This is a genomic window from Paraburkholderia sp. BR10936 (assembly GCF_040965735.1).
GTDB lineage: Bacteria > Pseudomonadota > Gammaproteobacteria > Burkholderiales > Burkholderiaceae > Paraburkholderia > Paraburkholderia nodosa_A.
In genome coordinates this window covers 36,197-58,806 of sequence record NZ_JBFRCM010000029.1, presented here as the reverse complement: position 1 = coordinate 58,806, position 22,610 = coordinate 36,197, and the positions used below count along the sequence as shown (strand labels likewise).

At 66.5% G+C, this 22,610-nt stretch carries 20 protein-coding genes; 5 read left to right on the top strand and 15 right to left on the bottom strand.

Annotated features, from left to right (window positions below; genetic code table 11):
- Positions 1-101: 101 nt before the first annotated feature.
- From aroB to pilM, 6 genes are all read right to left on the bottom strand, one after another.
- Positions 102-1,184, bottom strand: a complete 1,083-nt coding sequence (aroB, locus tag AB4Y36_RS36900; RefSeq protein ID WP_368685581.1) for a 3-dehydroquinate synthase — start codon at positions 1,182-1,184, stop codon at positions 102-104.
- Positions 1,185-1,259: 75 nt separating this feature from the next.
- Positions 1,260-1,814 (bottom strand): shikimate kinase AroK, encoded by a 555-nt coding sequence (gene aroK / locus AB4Y36_RS36895; protein ID WP_069268233.1) that lies wholly within the window; start codon positions 1,812-1,814, stop codon positions 1,260-1,262.
- A 131-nt stretch (positions 1,815-1,945) separates the two neighbouring features.
- A complete protein-coding gene (locus AB4Y36_RS36890) occupies positions 1,946-3,553 on the bottom strand; it encodes a type IV pilus secretin PilQ (protein WP_368685580.1) in 1,608 nt (535 codons plus the stop codon).
- On the bottom strand, positions 3,550-4,422 hold the full coding sequence (locus AB4Y36_RS36885) for a hypothetical protein (RefSeq protein WP_368685579.1): 873 nt from the start codon (positions 4,420-4,422) through the stop codon (positions 3,550-3,552). Before AB4Y36_RS36885 ends, AB4Y36_RS36890 begins: the two co-directional genes overlap by 4 nt.
- Complete coding sequence (locus AB4Y36_RS36880) at positions 4,419-5,108, bottom strand: fimbrial assembly protein (protein WP_342949814.1); 690 nt, start codon at positions 5,106-5,108, stop codon at positions 4,419-4,421. The genes AB4Y36_RS36885 and AB4Y36_RS36880 overlap by 4 nt, the downstream gene beginning before the upstream one ends.
- Positions 5,105-6,085, bottom strand: coding sequence for a type IV pilus biogenesis protein PilM (gene pilM, locus AB4Y36_RS36875; protein WP_069268230.1), 981 nt, complete (start codon positions 6,083-6,085; stop codon positions 5,105-5,107). Before pilM ends, AB4Y36_RS36880 begins: the two co-directional genes overlap by 4 nt.
- Positions 6,086-6,373: 288 nt before the next feature.
- Between pilM and AB4Y36_RS36870 the strand changes: the two genes are divergently transcribed.
- Positions 6,374-8,815: a penicillin-binding protein 1A gene (locus AB4Y36_RS36870; protein WP_368685578.1), complete on the top strand. Its 2,442-nt coding sequence runs from the start codon at positions 6,374-6,376 to the stop codon at positions 8,813-8,815.
- Between the two features lie 121 nt (positions 8,816-8,936).
- Here the strand turns inward: AB4Y36_RS36870 and cyaY are convergent, their stop codons facing one another.
- On the bottom strand, positions 8,937-9,254 hold the full coding sequence (cyaY, locus tag AB4Y36_RS36865) for an iron donor protein CyaY (protein WP_342949811.1): 318 nt from the start codon (positions 9,252-9,254) through the stop codon (positions 8,937-8,939).
- 35 nt (positions 9,255-9,289) lie between these two features.
- On the opposite strand from cyaY, the gene AB4Y36_RS36860 reads away from it, so the two are divergent.
- A complete protein-coding gene (locus AB4Y36_RS36860) occupies positions 9,290-9,637 on the top strand; it encodes a lipoprotein (protein WP_069268227.1) in 348 nt (115 codons plus the stop codon).
- A 10-nt stretch (positions 9,638-9,647) separates the two neighbouring features.
- Complete coding sequence (lysA, locus tag AB4Y36_RS36855) at positions 9,648-10,919, top strand: diaminopimelate decarboxylase (protein ID WP_069268226.1); 1,272 nt, start codon at positions 9,648-9,650, stop codon at positions 10,917-10,919.
- A gap of 76 nt (positions 10,920-10,995) precedes the next feature.
- Here the strand turns inward: lysA and msrQ are convergent, their stop codons facing one another.
- From msrQ to AB4Y36_RS36830, 5 genes are all read right to left on the bottom strand, one after another.
- Positions 10,996-11,721, bottom strand: a complete 726-nt coding sequence (gene msrQ / locus AB4Y36_RS36850) for a protein-methionine-sulfoxide reductase heme-binding subunit MsrQ (protein ID WP_368685577.1) — start codon at positions 11,719-11,721, stop codon at positions 10,996-10,998.
- 12 nt (positions 11,722-11,733) lie between these two features.
- The gene (gene msrP, locus AB4Y36_RS36845) at positions 11,734-12,735 is read right to left on the bottom strand and encodes a protein-methionine-sulfoxide reductase catalytic subunit MsrP (RefSeq protein ID WP_368685576.1); all 1,002 of its coding nucleotides are present in this window, start codon (positions 12,733-12,735) and stop codon (positions 11,734-11,736) included.
- 206 nt (positions 12,736-12,941) lie between these two features.
- On the bottom strand, positions 12,942-14,186 hold the full coding sequence (gene ccsB, locus AB4Y36_RS36840) for a c-type cytochrome biogenesis protein CcsB (protein ID WP_342949808.1): 1,245 nt from the start codon (positions 14,184-14,186) through the stop codon (positions 12,942-12,944).
- A 46-nt stretch (positions 14,187-14,232) separates the two neighbouring features.
- On the bottom strand, positions 14,233-16,452 hold the full coding sequence (locus tag AB4Y36_RS36835) for a cytochrome c biogenesis protein ResB (RefSeq protein ID WP_368685575.1): 2,220 nt from the start codon (positions 16,450-16,452) through the stop codon (positions 14,233-14,235).
- Positions 16,453-16,616: 164 nt separating this feature from the next.
- Positions 16,617-17,291: a cytochrome c gene (locus AB4Y36_RS36830; protein WP_069268222.1), complete on the bottom strand. Its 675-nt coding sequence runs from the start codon at positions 17,289-17,291 to the stop codon at positions 16,617-16,619.
- A 238-nt stretch (positions 17,292-17,529) separates the two neighbouring features.
- Here AB4Y36_RS36830 and yihA point away from each other — a divergent pair, with 238 nt between their 5' ends.
- Together yihA and hemB are read left to right on the top strand one after the other, a co-directional pair.
- Positions 17,530-18,189, top strand: coding sequence for a ribosome biogenesis GTP-binding protein YihA/YsxC (gene yihA / locus AB4Y36_RS36825; RefSeq protein WP_069268221.1), 660 nt, complete (start codon positions 17,530-17,532; stop codon positions 18,187-18,189).
- Between the two features lie 397 nt (positions 18,190-18,586).
- A complete protein-coding gene (hemB, locus tag AB4Y36_RS36820) occupies positions 18,587-19,585 on the top strand; it encodes a porphobilinogen synthase (RefSeq protein ID WP_368685574.1) in 999 nt (332 codons plus the stop codon).
- Between the two features lie 95 nt (positions 19,586-19,680).
- On the opposite strand, the gene dsbD is transcribed toward hemB, so the two are convergent.
- The 3 genes from dsbD to rplQ form a co-directional block, all read right to left on the bottom strand.
- A complete protein-coding gene (dsbD, locus tag AB4Y36_RS36815; protein WP_368685573.1) occupies positions 19,681-21,648 on the bottom strand; it encodes a protein-disulfide reductase DsbD in 1,968 nt (655 codons plus the stop codon).
- A complete protein-coding gene (cutA, locus tag AB4Y36_RS36810) occupies positions 21,641-21,952 on the bottom strand; it encodes a divalent-cation tolerance protein CutA (protein ID WP_368685584.1) in 312 nt (103 codons plus the stop codon). The genes dsbD and cutA overlap by 8 nt, the downstream gene beginning before the upstream one ends.
- Before the next feature lie 248 nt (positions 21,953-22,200).
- Positions 22,201-22,593, bottom strand: a complete 393-nt coding sequence (gene rplQ, locus AB4Y36_RS36805) for a 50S ribosomal protein L17 (protein ID WP_027797304.1) — start codon at positions 22,591-22,593, stop codon at positions 22,201-22,203.
- Between the last annotated feature and the right edge of the window lie 17 nt (positions 22,594-22,610).

Below are 22,610 nucleotides of genomic sequence, written 5' to 3'. Positions count from 1 at the left end.
CATGCGCGTCGTTACCTTCCTGAACACTACGGGGATCACTACGGTTGTCGCTGCGGGTGTCGCTCACCGTTCCTCCGCAAGGGGTTGTCGCCGGCGCCGCCTCAGCTCTGCGTCGCGGCGGCGAGCGTGGCCTGCACGGCTTCGTCGGGCGCGCGGCCGATGTGCGTCTCGCCGAAGCGCTTGAGCAGGATGAACTTGATCGCCCCGCCCTCGGCCTTCTTGTCGACCTGCATCAGCTCGACATAGCGGTCCGCGCCGAGCGCGGGCGCACGCACCGGCAGCTTCGCGGCCTCGACCACGCGCACGAGGCGCGTGCGCGAGGCTTCGTCGAGCATGCCCATGCGCACCGAAAGGTCCGCCGCCATCACCATGCCGCAGCCCACCGCCTCGCCGTGCAGCCACTCGCCGTAGCCGAGCCCGGCCTCGATCGCGTGGCCGAACGTATGGCCGAAGTTGAGGATGGCGCGCAGGCCGCCCTCGCGCTCGTCGGCGGCCACGACCGATGCCTTGATCTCGCACGAGCGCTTGACGGCGTGCGCGAGCGCTTCGGGCTCGCAACGGTTGAGCGATTCGACGTTGGCTTCGATCCAGTCGAAGAATTCGGCATCGGCGATTGCGCCGGTCTTGATGACCTCGGCGATGCCCGCCGCCAGCTCGCGCTCCGGCAGCGTGGCGAGCGCGCCGATGTCGGCGATCACGGCCTGCGGCTGGTAGAACGCGCCGATCATGTTCTTGCCGAGCGGATGATTGATGCCCGTCTTGCCGCCCACCGACGAATCGACCTGCGAAAGCAGCGTGGTCGGCACCTGGATGAACGGCACGCCGCGCATGTAGCAGGCGGCCGCGAAACCCGTCATGTCGCCCGTCACGCCACCGCCCAGCGCGATGAGCGTGGTCTTGCGGTCGGCGCGCGAGGTGAGCAGCGCGTCGAAGATCTCGTTGAGCGTTTCCCAGTTCTTGTGCGCCTCGCCATCGGGCAGCACCACCGTATTGACGTCCTTGCCGAGCGGCGCGAGCGCGGTGCGCAGCGTCTCGCCGTAGAGCGGATCGACGACGGTGTTCGTCACGATCGTGACCGACTTGCCGGCGATATGAGGCGCAAAGAGCGCCGTCTGACCGATCAGGCCGGAGCCGATATGGATGGGGTAGGCGCGGTCGCCCAGTTCGACGTTGACGGTAATCATGCTCTGAATCTTTTGGGTTTCCGATGCACTGCCTGCTTCACGACTCACTGCGCGACTCACTGCGCCACCTGCGCCCTACTCGCGCGCAGTGGCCCGCACGACGCCGGCCATGTCGAGCTGCATCAGCACCATGTTGACGAGTCCGTTGACAGAAGGCCGGCCGGTTTCGATCACGAAGTCCGCGACTTCGCGATACAGCGGGTCGCGCACTTCGTAGAGCGCTTCGAGCCGCGCCTTGGGGTCTTCGGTTTGCAGGAGCGGACGATTCTTGTCGCGCCGCGTGCGCAGCCACAGGTCGTGCGGATGCGCGCGCAGATACACGACGAAGCCGCGCGCCTTGAGCGCCGCGCGATTCTCGGGCCGCAGCACCGCGCCGCCGCCGGTCGCGAGGACGATGCCTTCACGCCCCGTGAGCTCTTCGATCATCTGGGCCTCGCGGTCGCGAAAGCCCGCTTCGCCTTCGAGTTCGAAGATCACCGGGATGCGCGCGCCCGTGCGCGCCTCGATCTCGTGATCGGAGTCGAAGAACGGACGCTCCAACCGGCGCGCGACCGCCCGGCCCACGGTCGTCTTGCCGGCGCCCATGAGCCCTACGAAAAATACATTGGCGTTTGCGTCCCGCACTTGCAGCGTTTCCTACGAAAGGTTGGTGCCGCAGCTTACTGGCAAAGCGGCGGCATTGTCGAGCCTGCGGCCTCGGTGTTCCGGCCCCGCAAGCATGCGGCTTCGCGCTTGCGGCCGGGTCGCCCGATCAATCAGGGTCAATTCGGCTCCACGACGCGCGGCGTGATGAATACCACCAGCTCGCTGCGTTGATCCCGGTGCGCGCGATGCGAAAAAAGCGCGCCCAGAACCGGTATTTTGCCCAGGAGTGGCACGCGCGTCACATCATCGCGGTCATCCGTCGCGTCGATGCCGCCAATTGAGACCGTCCCGCCGTCCTCGATTTCCACGCGCGTCTGCACGTGTTTGGTGTTGATCGCGGGCCCGGCGGCCGTTTGCTCGCCGACACTGTCCTTCGCCACATCGAGGTCGAGTATCACGCGGCCATCGGGTGTGATCTGCGGCTCGACTTCGAGTTTCAGGCTTGCGCGCCGGAACTGCACGCCCGAAACGCCCTGCCCGACCTTGGCCTGATAAGGCAGCTCGGTGCCCTGCTCGACGACGGCCTTCGTGCGGTCGGCGGTGACGACGCGCGGACTCGACACCACGCGCCCGCGCCCTTCGGCCTCGAGCGCGCTCAACTGGACGTCGAGCAGGCGCGTGGCGCGCGCGGCCAGCAGCGTGAGCCCAAGGCCTGCAGGCTCGAAGCCGGAAATCGGGCCCGCCGCGAGGTCGTACACCGTGCCGTCGGCTCGGGCGGTCAAGCCGCGGGCCGTCGAGCCGTCCACACTCACCGGCGTTACGCCAAGACGCACGCCCAGCTCGCGCGACAGCCCCTCGTCTCCTTCGACGATGCGCGCCTCGATCAGCACCTGACGCGCGGGCGCGTCGAGCCGCCACACGAGCTCGCTGATCTGGTCGAGTCGCGCCGGCAGGTCGGTGACGAAAAGGAGGTTCGTGCGCGCGTCCGCCACCGCCGTGCCGCGCTTCGAGAGTGCGCGCTGTGAGCCCGTGCCTGTCAGGAAACGCCGCAATTCCTCGGCGCGCGCGTAATGCAGCTCGAACGAGCGGCTGGCGAGCGGCTCCAGCTCCGCGGCCCGGGCGTGCGCCTCGTAACGCTGCCGCTCGCGCGCCGCCAGCTCCGCGGCGGGCGCGACCCAGATCACATCGCCGATGCGCGACATCGCCAGGCCGTTCGCCTCGAGCAGCAGGTCGAACGCGGTACGCCACGGCACGCGGTCGAGGCGCAACGTCACCTGGCCGCGCGCTCGTTCGCTTGCGACGATATTGAGCTTCGTGAACTGGGCGAACGCTTGCAGAACGGCGATGATTTCAGCGCGCTGGAAGTTGAGCGTGATCGGCCGGTTTGGCGGCAAACCGTCGTTGTCTGCCGCCGCGTCGCCAAGCCGCATCGGCGCGCGCAGCGGTACGGGCGGCCCTTCGAGCGGCCCGGCTGCCGACGCGTCGCCGGGTTCGCGCGAAGGTTCGCCTGCGGGTTGGGATACGTGAGCGCCGCCTGCGAGTGCCTGCGAAACGTCTTCGGGCATCGGGGCATCGCTGCCTCCTACGAACGGATTGGCGGTCCACTGTTTCGCTGCGGGCTCCGCCGCACCATCGGGCAACGGCGGCACTTCGTAGTGCGCGAGCGCCGCCGGCGAATGTGCCCACCCAGGCCGAGGCTGAGGCACCGCGGCCCATGCAGCGCCCGCGGCAACACTCACCATCAACGGGGCGAGGACGGCAACGGTCCGCTTCAGCGCGCTCATTTCACCGGCTCCGCCCAGCCGAGCGCGCGCGTCGTCCCACCCGCCGCGACGACAACCCCCGCCGGCCTGATTTCCAGCACGCGAGCGTCGCCGATCGCCTCTCCCGCCTGCGCGGTCACGACGCCATCAGGCGTTTCCACCAGCGCGACGATGCGCTGCCGATCCTGGAGGATGCCGGCAAGGCGCCACCCGTCTTCCGCCGTACCGGCCGCAGCCGCATGCGTGAAGGGATCGCGAGCCGCCGCTCCCGGAGCCACCGCCAGCGGCACGGCGGGAAGCGCATCGTACACACGCAACGTTGCCGAGACCGACAAACCGGTTCCCATGCGCCGGACTGCAAGCTCGGATGGCACCGTGAGCGCCGGCTCGCGCGCCAACCCTTCGAGCAGTCCACGCAGTTGTGCGAAGCTGCCTTGCGCGACCAGCTTGATCGACCGGAACGCCTCGGCTTGTGCGCCGCTCGCAACGCCAGGCTCCAGCGCATGCAGCACGAGGCCCGACTGCGCGGCGAGCTGCGAGATGCGGCGAATATCGTCGGCGGAATTGCCAGCACGCGGCGCACGCGAAGCCGTTCGCGCCGCAGCGTCTCGCAGCGCTGGCAGGCGCGCCAGGACTTGCTGGGCATCGCCGTAGCGCTTTTGAGCGGTTTGCAGCTCGGCGCGAGCTGCATTCACACCGAGTGGATCCCCGACGATGCAGGCGACGCTCGCGTCGGCGAGAGCCAGCACGGCAATCATCGACGCGACAGCCCGGCGGCGGCGCGTGCTCCACACGTGAAGCGGCGGCCATCCGCGCAATGCGCTGCCCCTGCCTGACTGCGGCGAAACAAGCCCCCGCTCCTGTCCAGCGTGCGCAGGCATCGTGCTCATGTCGCCTCCTTCGCGGCGGCGCCGCTCGACGCTCGGGACGCCTCGCGCACTCGCGGTGCGCCGCCCTGCGGCACAGTGCTCGCGCCTTGCCAGACGAGATGAGCTGCCACGCGAATCGGTTCGCCATCGGGCACACGCTCACGTGCAGCGCCAGCCGGCACGCCGCGCTTGAGTTCGCGCACGCTCAAGGCCTCGACGTCGGGCAGCGAGCGCAGGCGTCCGAGCCAGGCCGCAGCCGCCGATTCGTCGGCCGCGCTCGCCTGCAAATCGGTTTCATCGGCGGACTGCGCAAGCTGCTGCAAGCCGACGCCTGGAGCAGGCTCACTCGCCAACGCGTCCGCGAGGGCGAAAAAGCGCGCCGTCGCCTGCGCGTGCTGTCGGGCGAGTCGATCGCCGATGCGGCGCGCTTCGATCTCCCGCGTGAGGCGCTGCGCCTCGGCGAGCGGTGCGCGCCACTGCGCCAGTGGCCGCTCCAGCGCCTCGCGCCGAGCCTCGAGCGTGCTGCATTCGATGCGCTGCCAAAGCACGACACCCAGCGCACACGCGCATCCGCCAAGCGCCGCGGCGCCCCATTCGAGCAGGCGCCAGCGGAGCCTCCTGCGGATGGCGCGGCGCCGCCACGGCAGCAAGTTGAAACCGCCGACGGCCCGGCCCGGAAAGCCGCGCACAGCGCGCGCGAGCGTCATTCCGCCACCCCGCGCAGCGCGAGCCCGAAGGCCACCGCGCACGCCGGATCGTGCAACAGCGTCGCCGCGAGCGGCCACTCGACGTCGGCCAGCGGTGCGCATTCGAACGGCAGCACTGGCGCACCCAGCGCGTCGCCGATGTCGGCCATCGTGAAGTTTGCGCCGCGAAGCATGGCAAGCTCGCCCGAGACCTGCACGCAGCCGGCCTGCTCGCCGTCGACGAGGTCGTGCAGCGCCTCCACGAGATCGGCATGTTCGAGCGCGGGAAAGCGCATGTGCCGGATGACCGAGTCGTCGACGAGCAACCAGCCGTGCACGCCTTCCGGGCCGACCCAGATCGCCACCCAGGGTTCGTGCGGCGGCAACTCGTACACCGCCGCGTGCCGCATGGCGCGCAACGCGGCGTGCGCCTCGCCGTCCACGGCGCACAGCGTGATGCCCGCCATAGCCGCGCATTCGATGCGCGATTCGAGATGCTGCCGCGGCGTCGCCGCGATGGTCACCTGTGCTTCGCGGCTGCGCGGGGTAGCCGGCAGCACGCTCCAGTCGACCGCCAGCTCGCCGCGCTCCACGCCCGCCGTGCGCTCGGCCTCCGCCAGCACGAGCGGCTCCAGCGCTGCGTGAATACCCGATTCGTCCGTCGCGCCCGCCGGCGCCAGACGCGCAAGCGGCACGGTCGCGACGAGCGTCGCGCTCGTGGGCAGCGCCATGGCGCAACGCAGCGACGCCGCCGCGCTGGCGCGCGGCAACTCGCCAAACACGCAGCGAAGCGCCGCGACGATGGCCGCCCGGTCGACGATCTCCGCGCCGGCGAGCGCCTCGCGCGCGAGCGGCGCGCTCGCCAGCCATTCGAGGCGGACCGGCCCCGCCCCGACAATGCGCTGGCTCAACACCACCAGCGTGACCCCGCGCGCACTTAAATCCACACCCGCGGCAAACCGGCGAGCGCCCAACAACAGCGGATTCCCGAAACCCATCGCATCCCTCCCGTACGTCCGCGCGCCGCAAACCGTTCGCAGCGCGTCGATGGAGAAATTGTGCGAATCGCGGTGGCGCACGAATACTCGGCCGAACGGCCAACGGTCGCCGCCAGCGCTATCCACGCGCCAGGGGCGCGTCTACAGTGCGAATATCAGCAGAGGCGTCAGCAGACGCATCGACAGAAACAGCGGATCGCGTGCTCGCCCGCGCCGTCCATGTAAGCATCTCGAAAGCCCGCGGGCGAGCGGCGGCTATAATCGCGGGACTGTTTTTCTGGTGTTCGTATGCAAGATCAGCTTCCTTCGTCCGTACCGCCTTCCACGCCGCCCGAGCCGCCCCGGCGGCGCAAGCGCCCGTGGTGGGCCACGCTGCTGATCGCCTTTTTCGGCCTCATTTTCGCCGGCGTGGTGTGTGTGGCGCTCGTACTCGGCTACGCGCTCGTCGTGGCGACACCGAACCTGCCGTCGCTCGAGGCGCTCACCGACTATCGCCCGAAGGTGCCGCTGCGCATCTACACGCGCGACCATGTGCTGATCGGCGAATTCGGCGAGGAGCGGCGCGACATCGTCCATTTCAAGGACGTGCCGGACAACCTCAAGAAGGCCATTCTCGCCATCGAAGACGCGCGCTTCTACGATCACGGCGGCGTCGACCTCGCCGGCATCGCGCGCGCGGGCTTCGTCGCGCTCACCAATGGCCATGCCACACAGGGCGCCAGCACGATCACCATGCAGGTGGCGCGCAACTTCTTCCTTTCGAGCGAAAAGACCTACACGCGCAAGATTTACGAGATGCTGCTCGCCTATAAGATCGAGTCGAAGCTCTCGAAGGATCAGATTCTCGAGGTGTACATGAATCAGATCTATCTGGGCCAGCGCGCATATGGCTTCGCGAGCGCCGCGCGCGTGTACTTCGGAAAGGATCTGAAAGATCTCACACTCGCCGAGTGCGCGATGCTGGCCGGCCTGCCCAAGGCGCCGTCGGCCTACAACCCGGTCGTCAATCCGAAGCGGGCGAAGGTGCGCCAGGAGTACATTCTCCAGCGCATGCTCGAGCTGCATTACATCACCCAGCAGCAGTACGACGAGGCCGCCGCGCAGCCGCTCGTCGTCAAGGGTGCGGGCAAGGAATTCAGCGTCCACGCCGAGTACGTCGCGGAAATGGTGCGCCAGATGATGTACGCGCAGTACCACGAGGAGGCGTACACGCGCGGACTGAACGTCGTCACCACCATCGACTCCGCCGATCAGGATGTCGCCTATCGCGCGCTGCGCAGGGGACTGATGGACTACGAGCGGCGCCACGGCTATCGCGGCCCCGAGGCGTTCATCGACCTGCCCACGGACAGCGACGAGCGAGAGCAGGCCATCGACGACGCGCTCGTCGAGCACCCCGACAACGGCGAACTCGTGGCGGCGGTCGTCACGGCGGCGAGCCCGAAGGAAGTGCGGGTCACGTTCATGGACGGCAACACTACGAGCGTCACTGGCGACGGGCTGCGCTTCGCGCAGTTCGCGCTCTCCACGCGCGCGCAGCCGTCGCAGAAGATCCGGCCGGGCGCGATCATCCGCCTCGCGCGCAACAACGCAGGCGACTGGTCGATCACGCAGCTGCCGCAAATCGAAGGCGCATTCATCTCGATCGTGCCGCAGGACGGCGCGATCCGCGCGCTCGTGGGCGGCTTCGACTTCAACAAGAACAAGTTCAACCACGTCACCCAGGCGTGGCGTCAGCCGGGTTCGAGCTTCAAGCCGTTCATCTACTCGGCGTCGCTCGACAAGGGGCTCGGACCGGCGACGGTCATCAACGACGCGCCGCTCTTCTTCAGCGCCGCCGAAACGGGCGGCCAGCCGTGGGAGCCGAAGAACTACGGCGGCGGCTTCGACGGCCCCATGAGCATGCGTACGGCGCTCATGAAGTCGAAGAACCTCGTGTCGATCCGTATCCTCAACCACATCGGCACGAAGTACGCGCAGCAGTACATCACGCACTTCGGCTTCGACGCCGGCCGGCATCCCGCCTACCTGCCGATGGCGCTCGGCGCGGGTCTCGTCACGCCCCTGCAGATGGCCGCCGGCTACTCGGTGTTCGCCAACGGCGGGTATCGCGTGAATCCGTATCTGATCGCCGAAGTCACCGACCAGCGCGGCATGGTGGTCGCCCAGGCGCAGCCACTCGTGGCCGAGCAGAACGCGCCGCGCGCCATCGACCCGCGCAACGCGTTCATCATGAACAGCCTCTTGCAGAGCGTCGCGCAGCGCGGCACGGGCGCGAAGTCGAACGTCCTCAAGCGCACCGACCTGGGCGGCAAGACCGGCACGACCAACGACTCGCGCGACGCGTGGTTCGCGGGCTATCAGCACACGCTGGCCGCGATCGCCTGGATCGGCTACGACAACCCGCGCAGCCTCGGCGACAAGGAAACGGGCGGCGGTCTCGCGCTGCCGGTCTGGATCGACTACATGCAGAAGGCGCTCAGCGGCGTGCCCGAGTACAAGATGGCGATGCCGGACGGCATCGTTACGCTCGGCGACGAGCTCTACTACGCCGACGCCACGCCGGGCCACGGCTTCGTCTCGACAGTGGGCATCAGTCAGGCGGCGCTCGAGGCGTCGGCTGGCGGCGCATCGGGCGCCGACGATGCCGGTGCAGATCCGACGCCCGAGCACGTGAATGCGAAGGAGAAGGAGAAGGAAGACATCATGAATCTGTTCCGCGGGCACTGAGGCACACCGCAGCAATGGCCATGAAAAAACCCCAAGGGTCGGATCTATGTCCAACTCCTGGGGTTCAGTTCACAGTCTTGCGACTCGCGCCCGTTTCTTTTATGAGCTCACGCTTGCGCGCTTATGGCTCGAACCGTACCGGCTCGCCCGCCTGCTCCGTTGCATAGGCCGTGAGCGCCGAGAAGAATTCGGTGCCCGTGCGCGTGTCGCGCCATTTGTCGTCGATGAAGCGATAGTGGAAACCGCCCGCCTTCGCCGCGATCCAGATTTCGCGCATCGGCGGCTGCAGGTTCACGATGATCTTCGTGCGATTCTCGAATTCGAGCGTCAGAACGTTGCCGCTGCGCTCGAGTTCGATGTCCGCTTCGGCCTCGTCCACGGCCCGCTCTACGGCCGCCAGCACGGCCTCCGCGCGGCTCAGGTAGTCATTGTCTGGCATGCTAAACTCCACCGGTTATTCATTCAGGGACAATTATGCGTGTCATTTCCCGGACGCGCGCAGCGGCCCCCAGCGCATGGACGCCCCGCGCGATTCTAGCGGCTTTTGCGATCGGCGCCGTCGCGCTCGCAGGCTGTGGCCAGCGCGGCGCGCTCTACATGCCCACCGTGCCGCCGCTTCCGCCCAAGCCCAATTTCGAAACCACGCAGCCGGAAACCGGCGCGACGCCCGCGAGCGCTCCCGAGTCTGCATCGGCGCCCATCGGCACGATTCCGGACACCTCCGGCACGCCGCTGTCGTTGTCCCCGGACACCGAACTCGGCACCCCACCCGCGACCACCGGCAGCCCGCAGGCGGCTTCCGACGCCACGCCAACCCAGTAAAAACGCTCGCATGACCCAGTCCGCTTTTCACCGCGATAACGGCACGCTCTTCGTAGAAGGCGTCTCGGCCGCAGATCTCGCCGCACAGTACGGCACGCCGCTCTATGTGTATTCGCGCGCGGCGCTCACCGCCGCATGGCACGCCTACGCCGACGCCTGCGCCGGCCGCCGCGCCAAGGTGCACGTCGCGGTCAAGGCGAACAGCAACCTCGCCGTGCTCAACGTGTTCGCGCGCGAAGGCGCGGGCTTCGACATCGTTTCGGCGGGCGAGCTCGCCCGCGTGCTCGCGGCAGGCGGCAAAGCGCAGGACGTGGTGTTCTCGGGCGTCGGCAAGACCGCCGGCGAAATGCGCGAGGCGCTCGAAGCGGGCGTGAAGTGCTTCAACGTCGAATCGATTCCCGAACTCGACCGCCTCAACGAGGTGGCGGGCAAGCTCGGCAAGAAGGCGCCGGTTTCGCTGCGCGTGAATCCGGACGTCGATCCGAAAACGCATCCGTACATTTCCACCGGCCTGAAGGCGAACAAGTTCGGCGTGGCATTCGACGAAGCGCGCGCGACCTATCGCGCGGCCGCGGCCATGGCGCACCTGGACGTGGTCGGCATCGACTGCCACATCGGCTCGCAGATCACCGAAATCGCGCCGTATCTCGACGCCATCGACAAGCTGCTCGAACTCGTCGACCAGATCGAAGCCGACGGCGTGAGCATCCGCCACATCGACGTGGGCGGCGGCCTCGGCATCACCTACGACGACGAAACGCCGCCCGACATCGGCGAGTTCGTGCGCACGGTGCTCGACCGCATCGAGGCGTATGGCGCAAAAACGGGCAAGGCGCGCGAGGTGTACTTCGAGCCGGGCCGCTCGCTCGTGGGCAATGCGGGCATCCTGCTCACCACGGTCGAGTTCCTGAAGCCAGGCTCGGAGAAGAACTTCGCGATCGTCGACGCCGCGATGAACGACCTCGCCCGTCCCGCCATGTACGACGCGTATCACGCGATGGAGCCGGTCGTTGCGCGCCAGTCGGCACCGCAAACCTACGACGTGGTCGGCCCGGTGTGCGAAAGCGGCGACTGGTTGGGCCGCGCACGCTCGCTCGCGATCGAACCGGGCGACGTGCTCGCGATCCGCTCCGCGGGCGCCTACGGCTTCGTGATGAGCTCGAACTACAACACGCGTGCGCGCGCCGCCGAAGTGATGGTCGACGGCAAGCGCGTGCATCTCGCGCGCGAGCGCGAAAACGTGGCGGAGTTGTTCGCCAGTGAGCGCGTGCTGCCGGACTGAGTCTTTCGTCCGACCGCCCATGAAAAAAGCGACGCCTCGGCGTCGCTTTTTATTTGCCTGCCTGCGTGCTCTGCACCTACGCGGCGCCCGCATCCGCGCGCGCGGCACGCCAGCGCGCAAGCAGCCACACGGCCGCGCGCCAGCCGAGCAGCGCCAGCATGATCGCGCCGTAGAGCTTGGGCAGCACGAGGTCGTGCTTGCCCGCCTTCATCCACCAGAAGTGCAGGATCGCCAGCACGCCGATCGCGTAGATGAGCCGATGCAGCGTCTGCCAGCGGCGTCCGAGCCGGCGCGCCATCGCGCGCGTGGACGTCACGGCGAGCGGAATGAGCAGCACGAACGCGGCAAAACCCACCGTGATGAACGGCCGCTTGCCCACGTCCTTGAGCATCGCGGCGACATCGAACCACTTGTCGAACCAGATGTAGGTCGTGAAGTGCAGCGTCGCGTAGAAAAACGCGAAGAGGCCCAGCATGCGTCGAAAGCGGACCAGCGTATTCCAGCCCGTGATTCGTCGCAGCGGCGTGACCGCGAGCGTGATGCAGAGGAATACCAGCGTCCACCGGCCCGTGGAACGCGTGATGAACTCGATTGGATTCGCACCGAGCCCGTCCGTGAAGCCGAACAGCACGAGGCGCGCAAGCGGATACAACGCCGTGACGAACACCGCCACCTTCGCCCACGGCAGCCAGCGCGGGCCCGTCACGCTCGCCACACCCGCCTTTCGCGCAGGGCGCGCCTGGCCCGCCCCCACGCGCGCGGCGGCCTGTGGTGTCGTCGTCGATTCCATCTCTCGCTCCATCAAGCTCGTTGCTCAGAAGTTCTTGCGCAGATCCATGCCCTGATACATCGACGCGACGAGGTCGCCGTAGCCGTTGTACATGAGCGTCTTGCGCTTGGGCTGGAAGAAGCCGTCTTCGCCGATGCGCCGCTCCGTGGCCTGGCTCCAGCGCGGGTGATCGACGTTCGGATTCACGTTCGAATAAAAGCCGTATTCGTTCGGCGCGTACTTGTTCCAGCTCGTGGGCGGCTGGTTCTCGACGAAGCGGATCTTCACCAGCGACTTCGCGCTCTTGAAGCCGTACTTCCACGGCACCATCACACGCACGGGCGCGCCGTTCTGGTTCGGCAGCGCCTGGCCGTAAAGGCCGACCGTGAGCAGCGTGAGCGGATTCATCGCTTCGTCCATGCGCAGGCCTTCGGAATACGGCCAGTCGAGAATCGGCTCGGCGAGACCCGGCATTTGCGAGGGGTCGGCGAGCGTGATGAACTGCACGTAGCGCGCGTTGCCCGTGGGCTGCGCGCGGCGGATCAGTTCGGAAAGCGAAACACCGATCCACGGCACGACAATCGACCAGCCCTCCACGCAACGATGCCGGTACACGCGCTCTTCGAGCGGCGCGAGCTTGAGAATCTCGTCGATGTCATAGACCTTCGGATTCTTCACCTCGCCCTCGACGCTCAGCTTCCAGGGACGCGGCCGCAGCGTGTGCGCGTTTTGAGCCGGATCGCCCTTGTCGGTGCCGAACTCGTAGAAGTTGTTATAGGTCGTGATGTCCTTGTAGGGCGTGACCTTGTCGAGCGCGACGAACTTCGTGTTCGTCTGCGCGGCGAGCTTCTGCGCCTTCGGGTCGCCGGGGGCGTATTCCGCAAACGCCTCTCTTGCACCGAACGGCCCCGCAATGCTGCCGAGCGCAAGCGCGCCCGCGGCCCGCAGAATGCGCCGACGCTGTTCGTACACCTTTTGCGGCGTGATTTCGCTCGCGGGGATGTCGTCACCGTTGAGCAAGATCCTGCTGCTCCGCTTGATCCACATATCGCTGCTCCTGCTTCTTGCGTGGCGTGCGCCGCCAGCACATTGATCGTATCTCGACCCGTCCTGCCGTGCTGTGCACGACGTGGATCGACGGGATGACCTCAAGCGGGCAAACGCGCAATTCGCAGAAAACTTCCCGGCGGACGAAAAAAAACCGTCGGAGCGCGAGGCATCCGACGGTTAGTTCGTCTTGCAGGCCGATTCGGTTACAGCTTGCCGTAGCTGTGCAGGCCCGAAAGGAACATGTTCACGCCGAGGAATGCGAAGGTCGTGACGAGCAGCCCGGTAAGTGCCCACCAGGCCGCCACGCCGCCTCGCAGGCCCTTCATGAGGCGCATATGCAGCCAGGCGGCGTAGTTGAGCCACACGATCAGCGCCCAGGTTTCCTTCGGGTCCCAGCTCCAGTAGCCGCCCCAGGCCTGCGCCGCCCACAGCGCGCCGAGAATGGTCGCGATGGTGAAGAACGCGAAACCCACGGCGATCGACTTGTACATGACGTCGTCGAGCACCTCGAGCGCGGGCAGACGGTCCGCCAGCACGCCGCGCTCCTTCATGATGTACGCCACGCCCACCATGGCCGAAAGCGCGAAGCTGCCGTAGCCGATGAAGTTCGCCGGCACGTGGATCTTCATCCACCAGCTCTGCAGCGCGGGCACGAGCGGCTGGATCTGCTGCGCGTCGCGCGAGATCGAGTACCACATCAGGAAGCCCACGGCCGCGCTGATCACGAGCAGCACGAACGCGCCGAGCGCGCGCGTGTTGTAGTGCCTTTCGTAATACAGATAGAAGAGCGCGGTGATGAGGCTGAACAGCACGAACACTTCGTAGAGGTTCGAGATGGGAATGTGCCCGACGTCCGCGCCGATGAGATAGGACTCGTACCAGCGCACCATCAGGCCGACGAAGCCCATGAGCACCGCCGCCCATGTGAGCTTCGAGCCGATCGAGCCGCCCGAGGGCGAGCGCGAGAGCAGGCCGATCCAGTAGAACAGCGTGGCGAGTACGAACAGCGCGCTCATCCACAGAATGGCCGACTGGCTGGAGAGGAAATACTTGAGGAAGAACGCCTGATCCGCGCGCGCGAGGTCGCCCTGGTAGATCTGGATCGCGAACAGCGCGAGCACCGCGATACCGGCCATGAGCAGCCGCGCCGGTTTCCAGCGCCAGCCCAGCACGACGAGCGCCGGCGTCGTGCCGCACAGCACCAGCTTGTCGTAGTAGTTCATATGCGCGTGGTAGCGCGAGAGCGCGAAGCCCGCGCCCGCCACGAGCGCCAGCGCGAACAGCCAGTCCACCGCCGTCAGGCGGCGCAGGAAAGGGCGTTCGTCGAACAGGACGTCGGCGAGCGGATCGCGGGCAGTCGCGGCGCCGTGCGCCACAGCGGCATTGGCCACCTGCGCACGTTCGGCGCGGCGAGCCTTCGCGGAGGAGGAAACCTGAGACAAGTCCATGGGCTTACCGGTGTTGATCGTGAGTGGCTGCAATCACGTGCGTGAATCAGGGCGCACGGTCCGTGCCGCTGCCGTTCGTGTCGCCCGCATCGTCCGCGGCGCCCGTTTGCGGCGCCGCGCCTAGCGCACGGCCGACCGCATCGCGGGTACGGGCGAACTCCTTCTCGAAGTCGAGGGTACGGCGGGCGGTCGACATCGCCATGATGACGTCGACGCCGTGGTCCTGACCGTCCTGCCCCTTCCGGTCCTTCAGCCAGAACCACAGACGCCGCTCACGCACGTAGAACATCGAGAAGATGCCGAGCACGAGCAACAGGCTGCCAAGATACACGACTTTCTTGCCCGGCGCGCGCGTCAACTGAAATACCGAAGCTTGCACCTGCTTGAATGAATCGAGCTGTAGATAGACAGGAGATCCATACAGGAAGCTATCGGATATCGCGTTGATCGAGTCCTGCACGAAGCGCGCGGCGTCGGCATCGGGCTTCAGATCGGGCTCGCCGGCCTGCTCGCGCGCGAGCTGCCAGAGATCCCATGTCGCACCCTCGAGCATGCGCAGCAGGAGGCTCGCGGCCTTTTCCTGCTGCTCCTTCGGCACCGACTTGTCGATGAACGCGGCCACGGCCTGGAAGCCGCCAGCAGCGCCTGCCTGCGGGGCGTCCGAGCCCGCGAAAAGGGTCAAAACGCGCTCGGCGCTGTCTTCGAGATGCTGTTGCAACTCGCGGTTCGAATCGGGGACCGAGCGCGCGGCGAAACGCTTCGCGGCCTGCGCGCGCAAGGCGGGGTCCTCGAAAGCCGCGCGCAGCATCATCCACTCCTTCGGCGTGCCGCCGGTGTCGGCGGGAATACGCAGGTAGCGGAACGGATCGTCGGGATTCTCGCGCATGCCCGCGAGGAACATGCGGTCGCCGCCGCCCACGTCCACGGGCAGCATGTAGTTGTTGTACTCGCGCGCCTGGCCGTTCTTGTCGCGCACCTTGTACTGCACCGAGGGGCCGACGTTATGCAGATCGAGCGGCTTCGAGCTCTTCGCACCGGAGCCGAGGCGCTCGTCGAACGCTTCCTTGAGCGACTGGTGGGCCACACCGCGCGCGTCGTTCGCGCCGCTGCCGTTCGAGATGTTCTCGACGTTGATCGCCCGGAAGTCCGCGAATTCGATCGTCTGCCCATCCACGCCCGGCACCGTCTGGCCGGCGGGCACCGCGAGCGGCGCCGAATTGCCGATCGTGCCGCCGAACGGGAAGTGCTTCGCGCTCGCGCCCGACATGGGCCACGCCGTCATCGACATCTGCGAGCCGCCGTCCTGGAAGCTCGACTGATAGATCGACACGCCGTCGTACTCGAACGGCTCGTTCACCTCGATGCGCGCCGGAACGCGCTGGCCCGTCTTGTGGTCGATCACGACGATGTCGCTCGCAAAGAGCTTGGGCATGCCGGTCGAGTAGTAGTCGACGATGAACTTGTTGAGCTGGATGGAGAACGGCAAGTCCTGGATCAGCGAGCCGTCGGGCTGGTTGAGGATGGCCGTGGAAACGAACTGGCCCTCGGGCACCCAGGCGTAGCCGCGGAAGGTCGGGTTCGACTGCGAGAGCCGATGCTCGGGCGCAATGTCGTTGATGACCGCGTTGCTGCGGATGGGCGTCTTGTCGAACAGCCACATCTGGAATTTGATCGGCAGATTGCTGTCGAGCAGGCCGCCGAGGCAGATGATCACGATCGCGAGGTGCGCGAAGATATAGCCGATCTTCGTGAGCGCACCGCGCTTGGCGGCGATGAGCGTGGCCCCATCGCTCTCGCGCGTGACGAACCGGTAGCCCATGCGCCCCGCCAGCTTCTCGAGCGTGGCGGCCGTTTGCTCGCGCGTGCCGCCCTCCACCGCGAACTCGCCCTTGTGATGGAACGCGCGCAGGCTGCCTTCGCGGACCTTGTCCTTCCAGCTCTTCATGTCGGCGATCATCTTCGGCGCGTTGCGGATCACGCACAGCGAAACCGACACCACGAGAAAGCCGAGGATCGTCATGAACCACCACGCGCTGTAGACCGTGTAGAGGCTCAGCGAGCGGAAGATGTCGGCCCAGAAGGGGCCGAACTGGTTGACGTAGTTCGGGTACGGGTCGTCCTGCGTGAGCACAGTGCCGATGATGCTCGCGATGGCGAGCACGACGAGCAGCGCAATCGCGAAGCGCATCGAACTGATCAGCTCGACGGCGCTTTTCACGGCCTTCTGGCGAACATTCAACTGCAAACCCTGCGTGGTGACGCTCATTCAAACTCCGCTTTTTCGCTCTTGCTGCTTTCTTGCCGATGAGGCGCTACAGCAAAAAAGGGTGCAGGCGCGCCGTCAGCGTGACGACGCCCTCACCCTTTTCTTGTTTTCCGGCCAGCCGCGCCGTGAGACTGCTGATCACACGCGCGGCGAACCTGCTGCGCTCAATGCAGGCCGGCGGCGTAATCGGCGACCGCCTTGATCTCGTCGTCCGAGAGCCGGTGCGCGATGGTTCGCATCGGATCGTTATTGTTACGCGTGCCCTGCTGGAAAGCATTGAGTTGTGCAACGACATATTCCGACCACTGGCCCGAAAGGCGCGGAAACTGGATCGGAATCCCCTGTCCCGTGGGTCCGTGGCACGCTGCACAGGCTGGCACGCCCTTGTCGGCGATGCCGCCGCGCCAGATCGACTGGCCAAACGGCACGGTCTTCGCGTCGTGCGCGTAGCCGGGCTTGGGTGTCTGGGAGGCGAACCAGGCTGCGACGTTGATCATATCCTGGTCTGACAGCGCGGCAGCGAAGCCGGCCATGATGGGGTTTGCGCGCGCCGCCGGCTTGCCGCCGGGCTGCGGTTTGAAGTCCTTGAGTTGCTTGACGAGATAGTCGGCGTGCTGGCCGGCGAGCTTGGGATACGCGCCGCCGGAGCTGTTGCCGTCGGCCGCGTGACAGGCCGCGCAGACCTGCGCCGCAATGGCTTGCCCCCGGGCGACGTCGGGCTTGGCCGGCGTTCCCTGATCCGCCGCGCTTGCCTGCCCCGCCATCATGAATAAACCTGCTGTAAGACCTGACGCTATCGCACTCTCGAACACCTTCAAGCACTTGCCCAGTCGATTCATTCGCGCACCTTGTTTCGTCTTGTGGGAATCAGGTTCTGCAATGTACGACAGCGACCGATCTACCTCGAAAGGCCCGCGCTGGCCTTGCTGGTATTCAGTAAACCATCGCATTGTACAATAGCGCGCAAGGCGCCACGGCGCCAGTCGGGCCTGCCCCCGATATCCCAGAATCCATCCCGGGCGCGTCCGGGCCCGGCGGGCCACCCGCCGCGTTATCTCACATTGTGGTCCTTTTCCGATGGCCTTCCTGCTGCACCAAGCCCGCTTCTTCACGACGGTGAATCATCTGCGCGACCTGCCCGCTACGGCGCGGCCCGAGGTCGCGTTCGCCGGCCGTTCGAACGCCGGCAAGTCCACCGCCATCAATCTGCTGTGCAACCAGAAGCGGCTCGCCTTCGCCTCGAAGACGCCGGGCCGCACCCAGCACATCAACTACTTCTCGGTCGGCCCCGCCGACGAACCCGCGGGCTATCTCGTCGACCTGCCCGGCTACGGCTATGCCGAGGTGCCGGCCGCCGCGAAGGCGCACTGGGAGCAACTTCTCTCGCTGTATCTGCAAACGCGCGCGCAGCTCTCGGGCCTCATCCTGATGATGGATGCCCGCCGCCCGCTCACCGACCTTGACCGCCGCATGATCGAGTGGTTTGCACCGACGGGCAAGCCGATCCACGCACTCCTCACAAAGTGCGACAAATTGACGCGCCAAGAAAGCCTGCTCGCGCTGCGCACGACGAACAAGGCGTTCGACGAGTACAGCAAGCAAGGCTACGAAGGGAAGCTGAGCGCCCAGCTTTTTTCGGCGCTCAAGCGCGTGGGGCTCGACGAGGCGCATGCCGTAATCGAGAGCTGGATCGTGCCGCGGGAAGCTGTCGGCGAAACCGACACGCAAGCGGAATAGCGCACCTCGGGCCAGTCGCTTCGGGCAGACCCTCAGTCGTCTGAAAGCCGACAGTGTCGGGCTTTTCATGCGCTTTCATCATATCTTTTCGCAAGGCCGGCGCGGCATTTTCCGCGCTATGTGCGCTACCGCATACAGACCACGCCAAACGCTGGCACAGGCGCCCGTTCCGGCTTGCGCCGCGGGGCCTTGCCACGCGCCCTTTCGGCGCACATAAAAAAACCCGCCGTGATTTCCGGCGGGTTAAACAGCCTTATCGAAAAACGACAGGCACCCGCTCAGGGAGGAGAAGCGGGGAGCTCGGCGCCAGGCGCCTCGCTCGATCGGTATGATATACCATTGTCCCGAAAAGTTTCCTGCGCCCCGGGACCCATCCCGTTTCAAGATATCCGCCGACATGAGCTTCTATCCGCATCATCGTCCGCGCCGCATGCGACGTGACGATTTCTCGCGCCGTCTGATGCGCGAAAACCTCCTCACCACGAACGACCTGATTTACCCCGTATTCGTCATCGCGGGCAACAACGTGCGCGAAGCCGTGCCGTCGATGCCCGGCGTCGAACGCGTGTCGATCGATCTGCTGATGGGCGTCGCCGAGCAGTGCGTCGAACTCGGCATTCCGGTGCTTTCGCTCTTCCCCGTTGTCGATCCGGCGCTCAAGACGCCCGATGGCATCGAGGCGACGAACCCCGACGGCGTGATTCCGCGCGCCGTGCGAGAACTGAAGAAGCGTTTCCCCGACCTCGGCGTGCTTTGCGACGTCGCGCTCGACCCGTACACGAGCCACGGCCAGGACGGCGTGCTCGACGAGAACGGCTACGTCATCAACGACGAGACCATCGAAATCCTCGTCGCGCAGGCGCGCGCGCAGACGCAAGCCGGTGTCGATATCGTCGCGCCTTCGGACATGATGGACGGGCGCATCGGTGCGATCCGCGAGATGCTCGAAAGCGAGAACCACATCCACACGCGCATCATGGCGTACTCGGCCAAATACGCCTCGGCGTTCTATGGTCCGTTCCGCGATGCCGTGGGCTCGGCGTCGAATCTGGGCAAGGGCAACAAGATGACCTACCAGATGGACCCGTCGAACTCCGACGAGGCGCTGCGCGAAGTGCGCCTCGACATCGAGGAAGGCGCCGACATGGTGATGGTGAAGCCCGGCATGCCGTATCTCGACATCGTGCGCCGCGTGAAGGACGAATTCCGCTTTCCGACCTACGTGTACCAGGTGAGCGGCGAGTACGCCATGCTCAAGGCCGCCGCGCAAAACGGCTGGCTCGATCACGACAAGGTGATGATGGAATCGCTGCTCGCGTTCAAGCGCGCGGGCGCCGACGGCATCCTCACGTATTTCGCGCTAGACGCCGCGCGTTTGCTGCGCGCACAGAAGTAAGCACTGCACGCGTCGCATGAAAAAAGGCACGTCCATGGACGTGCCTTTTTGCTTTTGGGCCGAGGCGCGTTCTCACGCGCGCGCCTTGCCGCCGATCAGGCCGATGGCGCTGCCGGCGTCTGCGGCGCCGGCGCCGTCACGCGATCGAGACGCGCGAGGAACCGGTCGGCATTTTCGTAGCCGACCACGCGCAGCACTTCGCGCCCTTGCGTATCGAAGAAGATGATGCCCGGCGGTCCGAAGAGGCCGAAGCGCTTGAGCAGTGCCTGGTCGTCCGAATTGTTGGCGGTCACATCGGCGCGCAACAGGCCCAGCTCCGCGAGGCGCGCCTGCACGCGCGGGTCGCTGAAGGTGAACTTCTCCATTTCCTTGCAGCTCACGCACCAGTCGGCGTAGAAGTCGAGCATCGACGGCTTGCCCGCGGTCTTGAGCGCCGCATCGAGTTGCGCGGGCGAGCGCACGGGCGCGAACACCAGCGCGTTCGCTTCGTTGGCGCCGCCGGACCGCGCCGCGCCTGCAGCGGCAACATCGCTCGCGCCGCCCACGCGCGCGGCCAGCACCGCGAGCGGACGCAATGGATCCGTCGAACCCGCCGCAAGACCGACGATCAGCGTCGCCGCCCAGATCGCGAACGCAGCGCCGAGGCCACGCCCGAGGCGCCGCCACACATTGGCCGCACCCGCGTTCGGCGTGAAGAGGCCAAGCGCGGCGGCCGCGAGCAGCAGCCAGAGGGCGGCGAGCAGCATCTGCGCGGTGGTGCCGAGCACCGGCCAGACGATCCAGAGCGCGGCCGCGAGCAGCACGACGCCGAAGAACACCTTCACGCCATCCATCCACGTGCCCGCACGCGGCAGCAGCGAGCCCGCGCCGAGGCCGAGGACCATCAGCGGGACGCCGAGACCGAGGCCCATCGCAAAGAGCGCCGCGCCGCCGAGTACGGCGTTGCCCGTGTGCGCGATGAACGCCAGCACCGCGAAGAGCGGCGCGGTCATGCAGGCCCCCACCACGAGCGCGGAAAGCGCGCCCATCACGGCGACCGCGGCGAATTTGCCGCCGGAACGGCCCTGGGTGGCGCGCGAGGCGCCGTCCTGCCAGCGCTGCGGCAGGGCGATGTCGTAGCCCGCGATCAGCATGACGGCGAATGCGGTGAGGAGCACTGCGAACACGCCCAGCACCCACGGGTTCTGCAGCCAAGCGCCAAGGCTCTGGCCGACCAGCGCAGCGGCAATGCCCAGCACCGTGTAGACGAGCGCCATGCCGAGCACGTAGACGAACGAGAGCGCGAAGCCGCGCGAGCGCGTGACGCGAGCGCCCTCACCGACGATGATCGCCGACAGTATCGGGATCATCGGGTACGAGCAGGGCAAGAGGCTCAGCACCATGCCGGCTACGAAGTACAGGCCGACCACGGCGAAAAAGCCGCCGCCTTGCAACAGCGATTGCGCGTAATCGGCGCTCGTGGCGCGCTCGTACCAGGGTTCTTCGGTGTCACCTGCTGCGGGTACCGCGGTGGTTTGCGGCTGAGGCGCGGGCGTCGGGTTCGCTGCGCCCGGCACGGCGCTCTGGCCAGCCGTCGCGGCCTGCAAAGCGGCGCCGCTCACGTGGAACACGTGTTCCGCGGGCGGATAACAGATGCCAGCATCGGCGCAGCCCTGCGATGTCACCGCAAGATCGAACGGACCGCTCGCCTTCTGCACCGGCACGCGGATCGTCAGCTCGCTGCGATAGGTTTCGACATTCTTCTGGAAGGTCGGATCGAACTTGACGTGGCCGGGCGGGATTTGCGCCTCGCCCAATTGCGCCGTGCCGTTGCGGACTGCGAAGGCGAAGCGCTCGCGGTACATGTAGTAGCCGTCGGCGATCTTGAAGTGCACGTCGACCATGCCCGGCGCTTCGCTCGCACTGAACGTGAAGGCCTGGTCGGGCGGCAGGAAGTCGTCGTCGGCCGCACGCGCGAGCGACGCACCGAGCAGCATCGGCAGCAGAGCGCAGACGAGCAGGAGAAAGCCGGACAGCGTAGCGTACGGCGCGGCGCGCAAGCGCCGATCGAAGCGGTTAGACATGAAGGGTGCGCTGAGTCTCGGCATTGACCCATTGCCCGTAGGCGTTCGACGCCATGGCTTGCCACGAGAGAATCTCGGGCGTCTCGTAGGGATGCTGGGTCTGGATGAACTGTTCGAGCTCGGCCGCGCGGGCGAGACTCGTCTTGAAGAGCAGCTGGATCTCGTTGCCCGACTCGATGTTGCCCTGCCAGTGATACTGCGAGTGCACGGCGCCCAGGCGCGTCACGCACGCGGCGAGACGCTGCGCGAGCGCTGCGGCGGCGAGCGTTTCGGCGGTGCCCTCATCGGGCACCGTAGTCAGCATCAGGGTCACATTGAGGGTCACGACGAACTCCGGCGCGGTGCCCGCGTGCGACGGCAAACGGGCTTCGGGGCAGAACGTAATCGTACCATCGGCGCCGATCGGCTTCTCTCGTGCACCGTGTGGCAAAAGGGGACTGCAACCGGCAAACACGGTACGGCGCGATTTCATCCACGCCGGAAAACAAAAAAGCCAGGCTAGGCCTGGCTTTTTCGCATGCCGCTCAATCCCGGGATCGAGCGACGGAAAGCTTATTCCGCTTCCTGGACGTTCTCTTCCGCGACTTCCGGACGGTCGAGCAGTTCGACCAGTGCCATCGGTGCGTTGTCGCCAACACGGAAACCGAACTTCAGGATACGCAGGTAGCCGCCCGGACGGTTCGCGAAACGCGGACCGAGCACGTCGAACAGCTTCGTGACCGAGTCACGATCGCGCAGGCGGTTGAACGCCAGACGACGGTTTGCGAGCGACGGCTTCTTGCCCAGCGTGATGAGGGGCTCGACAACCTTACGGAGTTCCTTCGCCTTCGGCAGCGTCGTCTTGATGACTTCGTGCTCGATGAGCGAGTTGGACATGTTACGGAGCATTGCCAGACGGTGGCTGCTCGTGCGGTTCAGTTTCCGCAGACCATGACGGTGACGCATTTCAATTTCCTTGAAAC

Coding starts and splice junctions, on each gene's coding strand:
- pilM (WP_069268230.1), bottom strand. CDS start 6,085: ATGGGTTTCGGGAATCCGCTGTTGTTGGGCGCTCGCCGGTTTGCCGCG.
- aroB (WP_368685581.1), bottom strand. CDS start 1,184: ATGATTACCGTCAACGTCGAACTGGGCGACCGCGCCTACCCCATCCAT.
- ccsB (WP_342949808.1), bottom strand. CDS start 14,186: ATGGACTTGTCTCAGGTTTCCTCCTCCGCGAAGGCTCGCCGCGCCGAA.
- AB4Y36_RS36890 (WP_368685580.1), bottom strand. CDS start 3,553: ATGAGCGCGCTGAAGCGGACCGTTGCCGTCCTCGCCCCGTTGATGGTG.
- AB4Y36_RS36885 (WP_368685579.1), bottom strand. CDS start 4,422: ATGAGCACGATGCCTGCGCACGCTGGACAGGAGCGGGGGCTTGTTTCG.
- yihA (WP_069268221.1), top strand. CDS start 17,530: ATGGCCTTCCTGCTGCACCAAGCCCGCTTCTTCACGACGGTGAATCAT.
- AB4Y36_RS36830 (WP_069268222.1), bottom strand. CDS start 17,291: ATGAATCGACTGGGCAAGTGCTTGAAGGTGTTCGAGAGTGCGATAGCG.
- lysA (WP_069268226.1), top strand. CDS start 9,648: ATGACCCAGTCCGCTTTTCACCGCGATAACGGCACGCTCTTCGTAGAA.
- AB4Y36_RS36835 (WP_368685575.1), bottom strand. CDS start 16,452: ATGAGCGTCACCACGCAGGGTTTGCAGTTGAATGTTCGCCAGAAGGCC.
- cyaY (WP_342949811.1), bottom strand. CDS start 9,254: ATGCCAGACAATGACTACCTGAGCCGCGCGGAGGCCGTGCTGGCGGCC.
- AB4Y36_RS36880 (WP_342949814.1), bottom strand. CDS start 5,108: ATGACGCTCGCGCGCGCTGTGCGCGGCTTTCCGGGCCGGGCCGTCGGC.
- msrP (WP_368685576.1), bottom strand. CDS start 12,735: ATGTGGATCAAGCGGAGCAGCAGGATCTTGCTCAACGGTGACGACATC.
- dsbD (WP_368685573.1), bottom strand. CDS start 21,648: ATGTCTAACCGCTTCGATCGGCGCTTGCGCGCCGCGCCGTACGCTACG.
- AB4Y36_RS36870 (WP_368685578.1), top strand. CDS start 6,374: ATGCAAGATCAGCTTCCTTCGTCCGTACCGCCTTCCACGCCGCCCGAG.
- AB4Y36_RS36860 (WP_069268227.1), top strand. CDS start 9,290: ATGCGTGTCATTTCCCGGACGCGCGCAGCGGCCCCCAGCGCATGGACG.
- hemB (WP_368685574.1), top strand. CDS start 18,587: ATGAGCTTCTATCCGCATCATCGTCCGCGCCGCATGCGACGTGACGAT.
- msrQ (WP_368685577.1), bottom strand. CDS start 11,721: ATGGAGCGAGAGATGGAATCGACGACGACACCACAGGCCGCCGCGCGC.
- rplQ (WP_027797304.1), bottom strand. CDS start 22,593: ATGCGTCACCGTCATGGTCTGCGGAAACTGAACCGCACGAGCAGCCAC.
- cutA (WP_368685584.1), bottom strand. CDS start 21,952: ATGCTGACTACGGTGCCCGATGAGGGCACCGCCGAAACGCTCGCCGCC.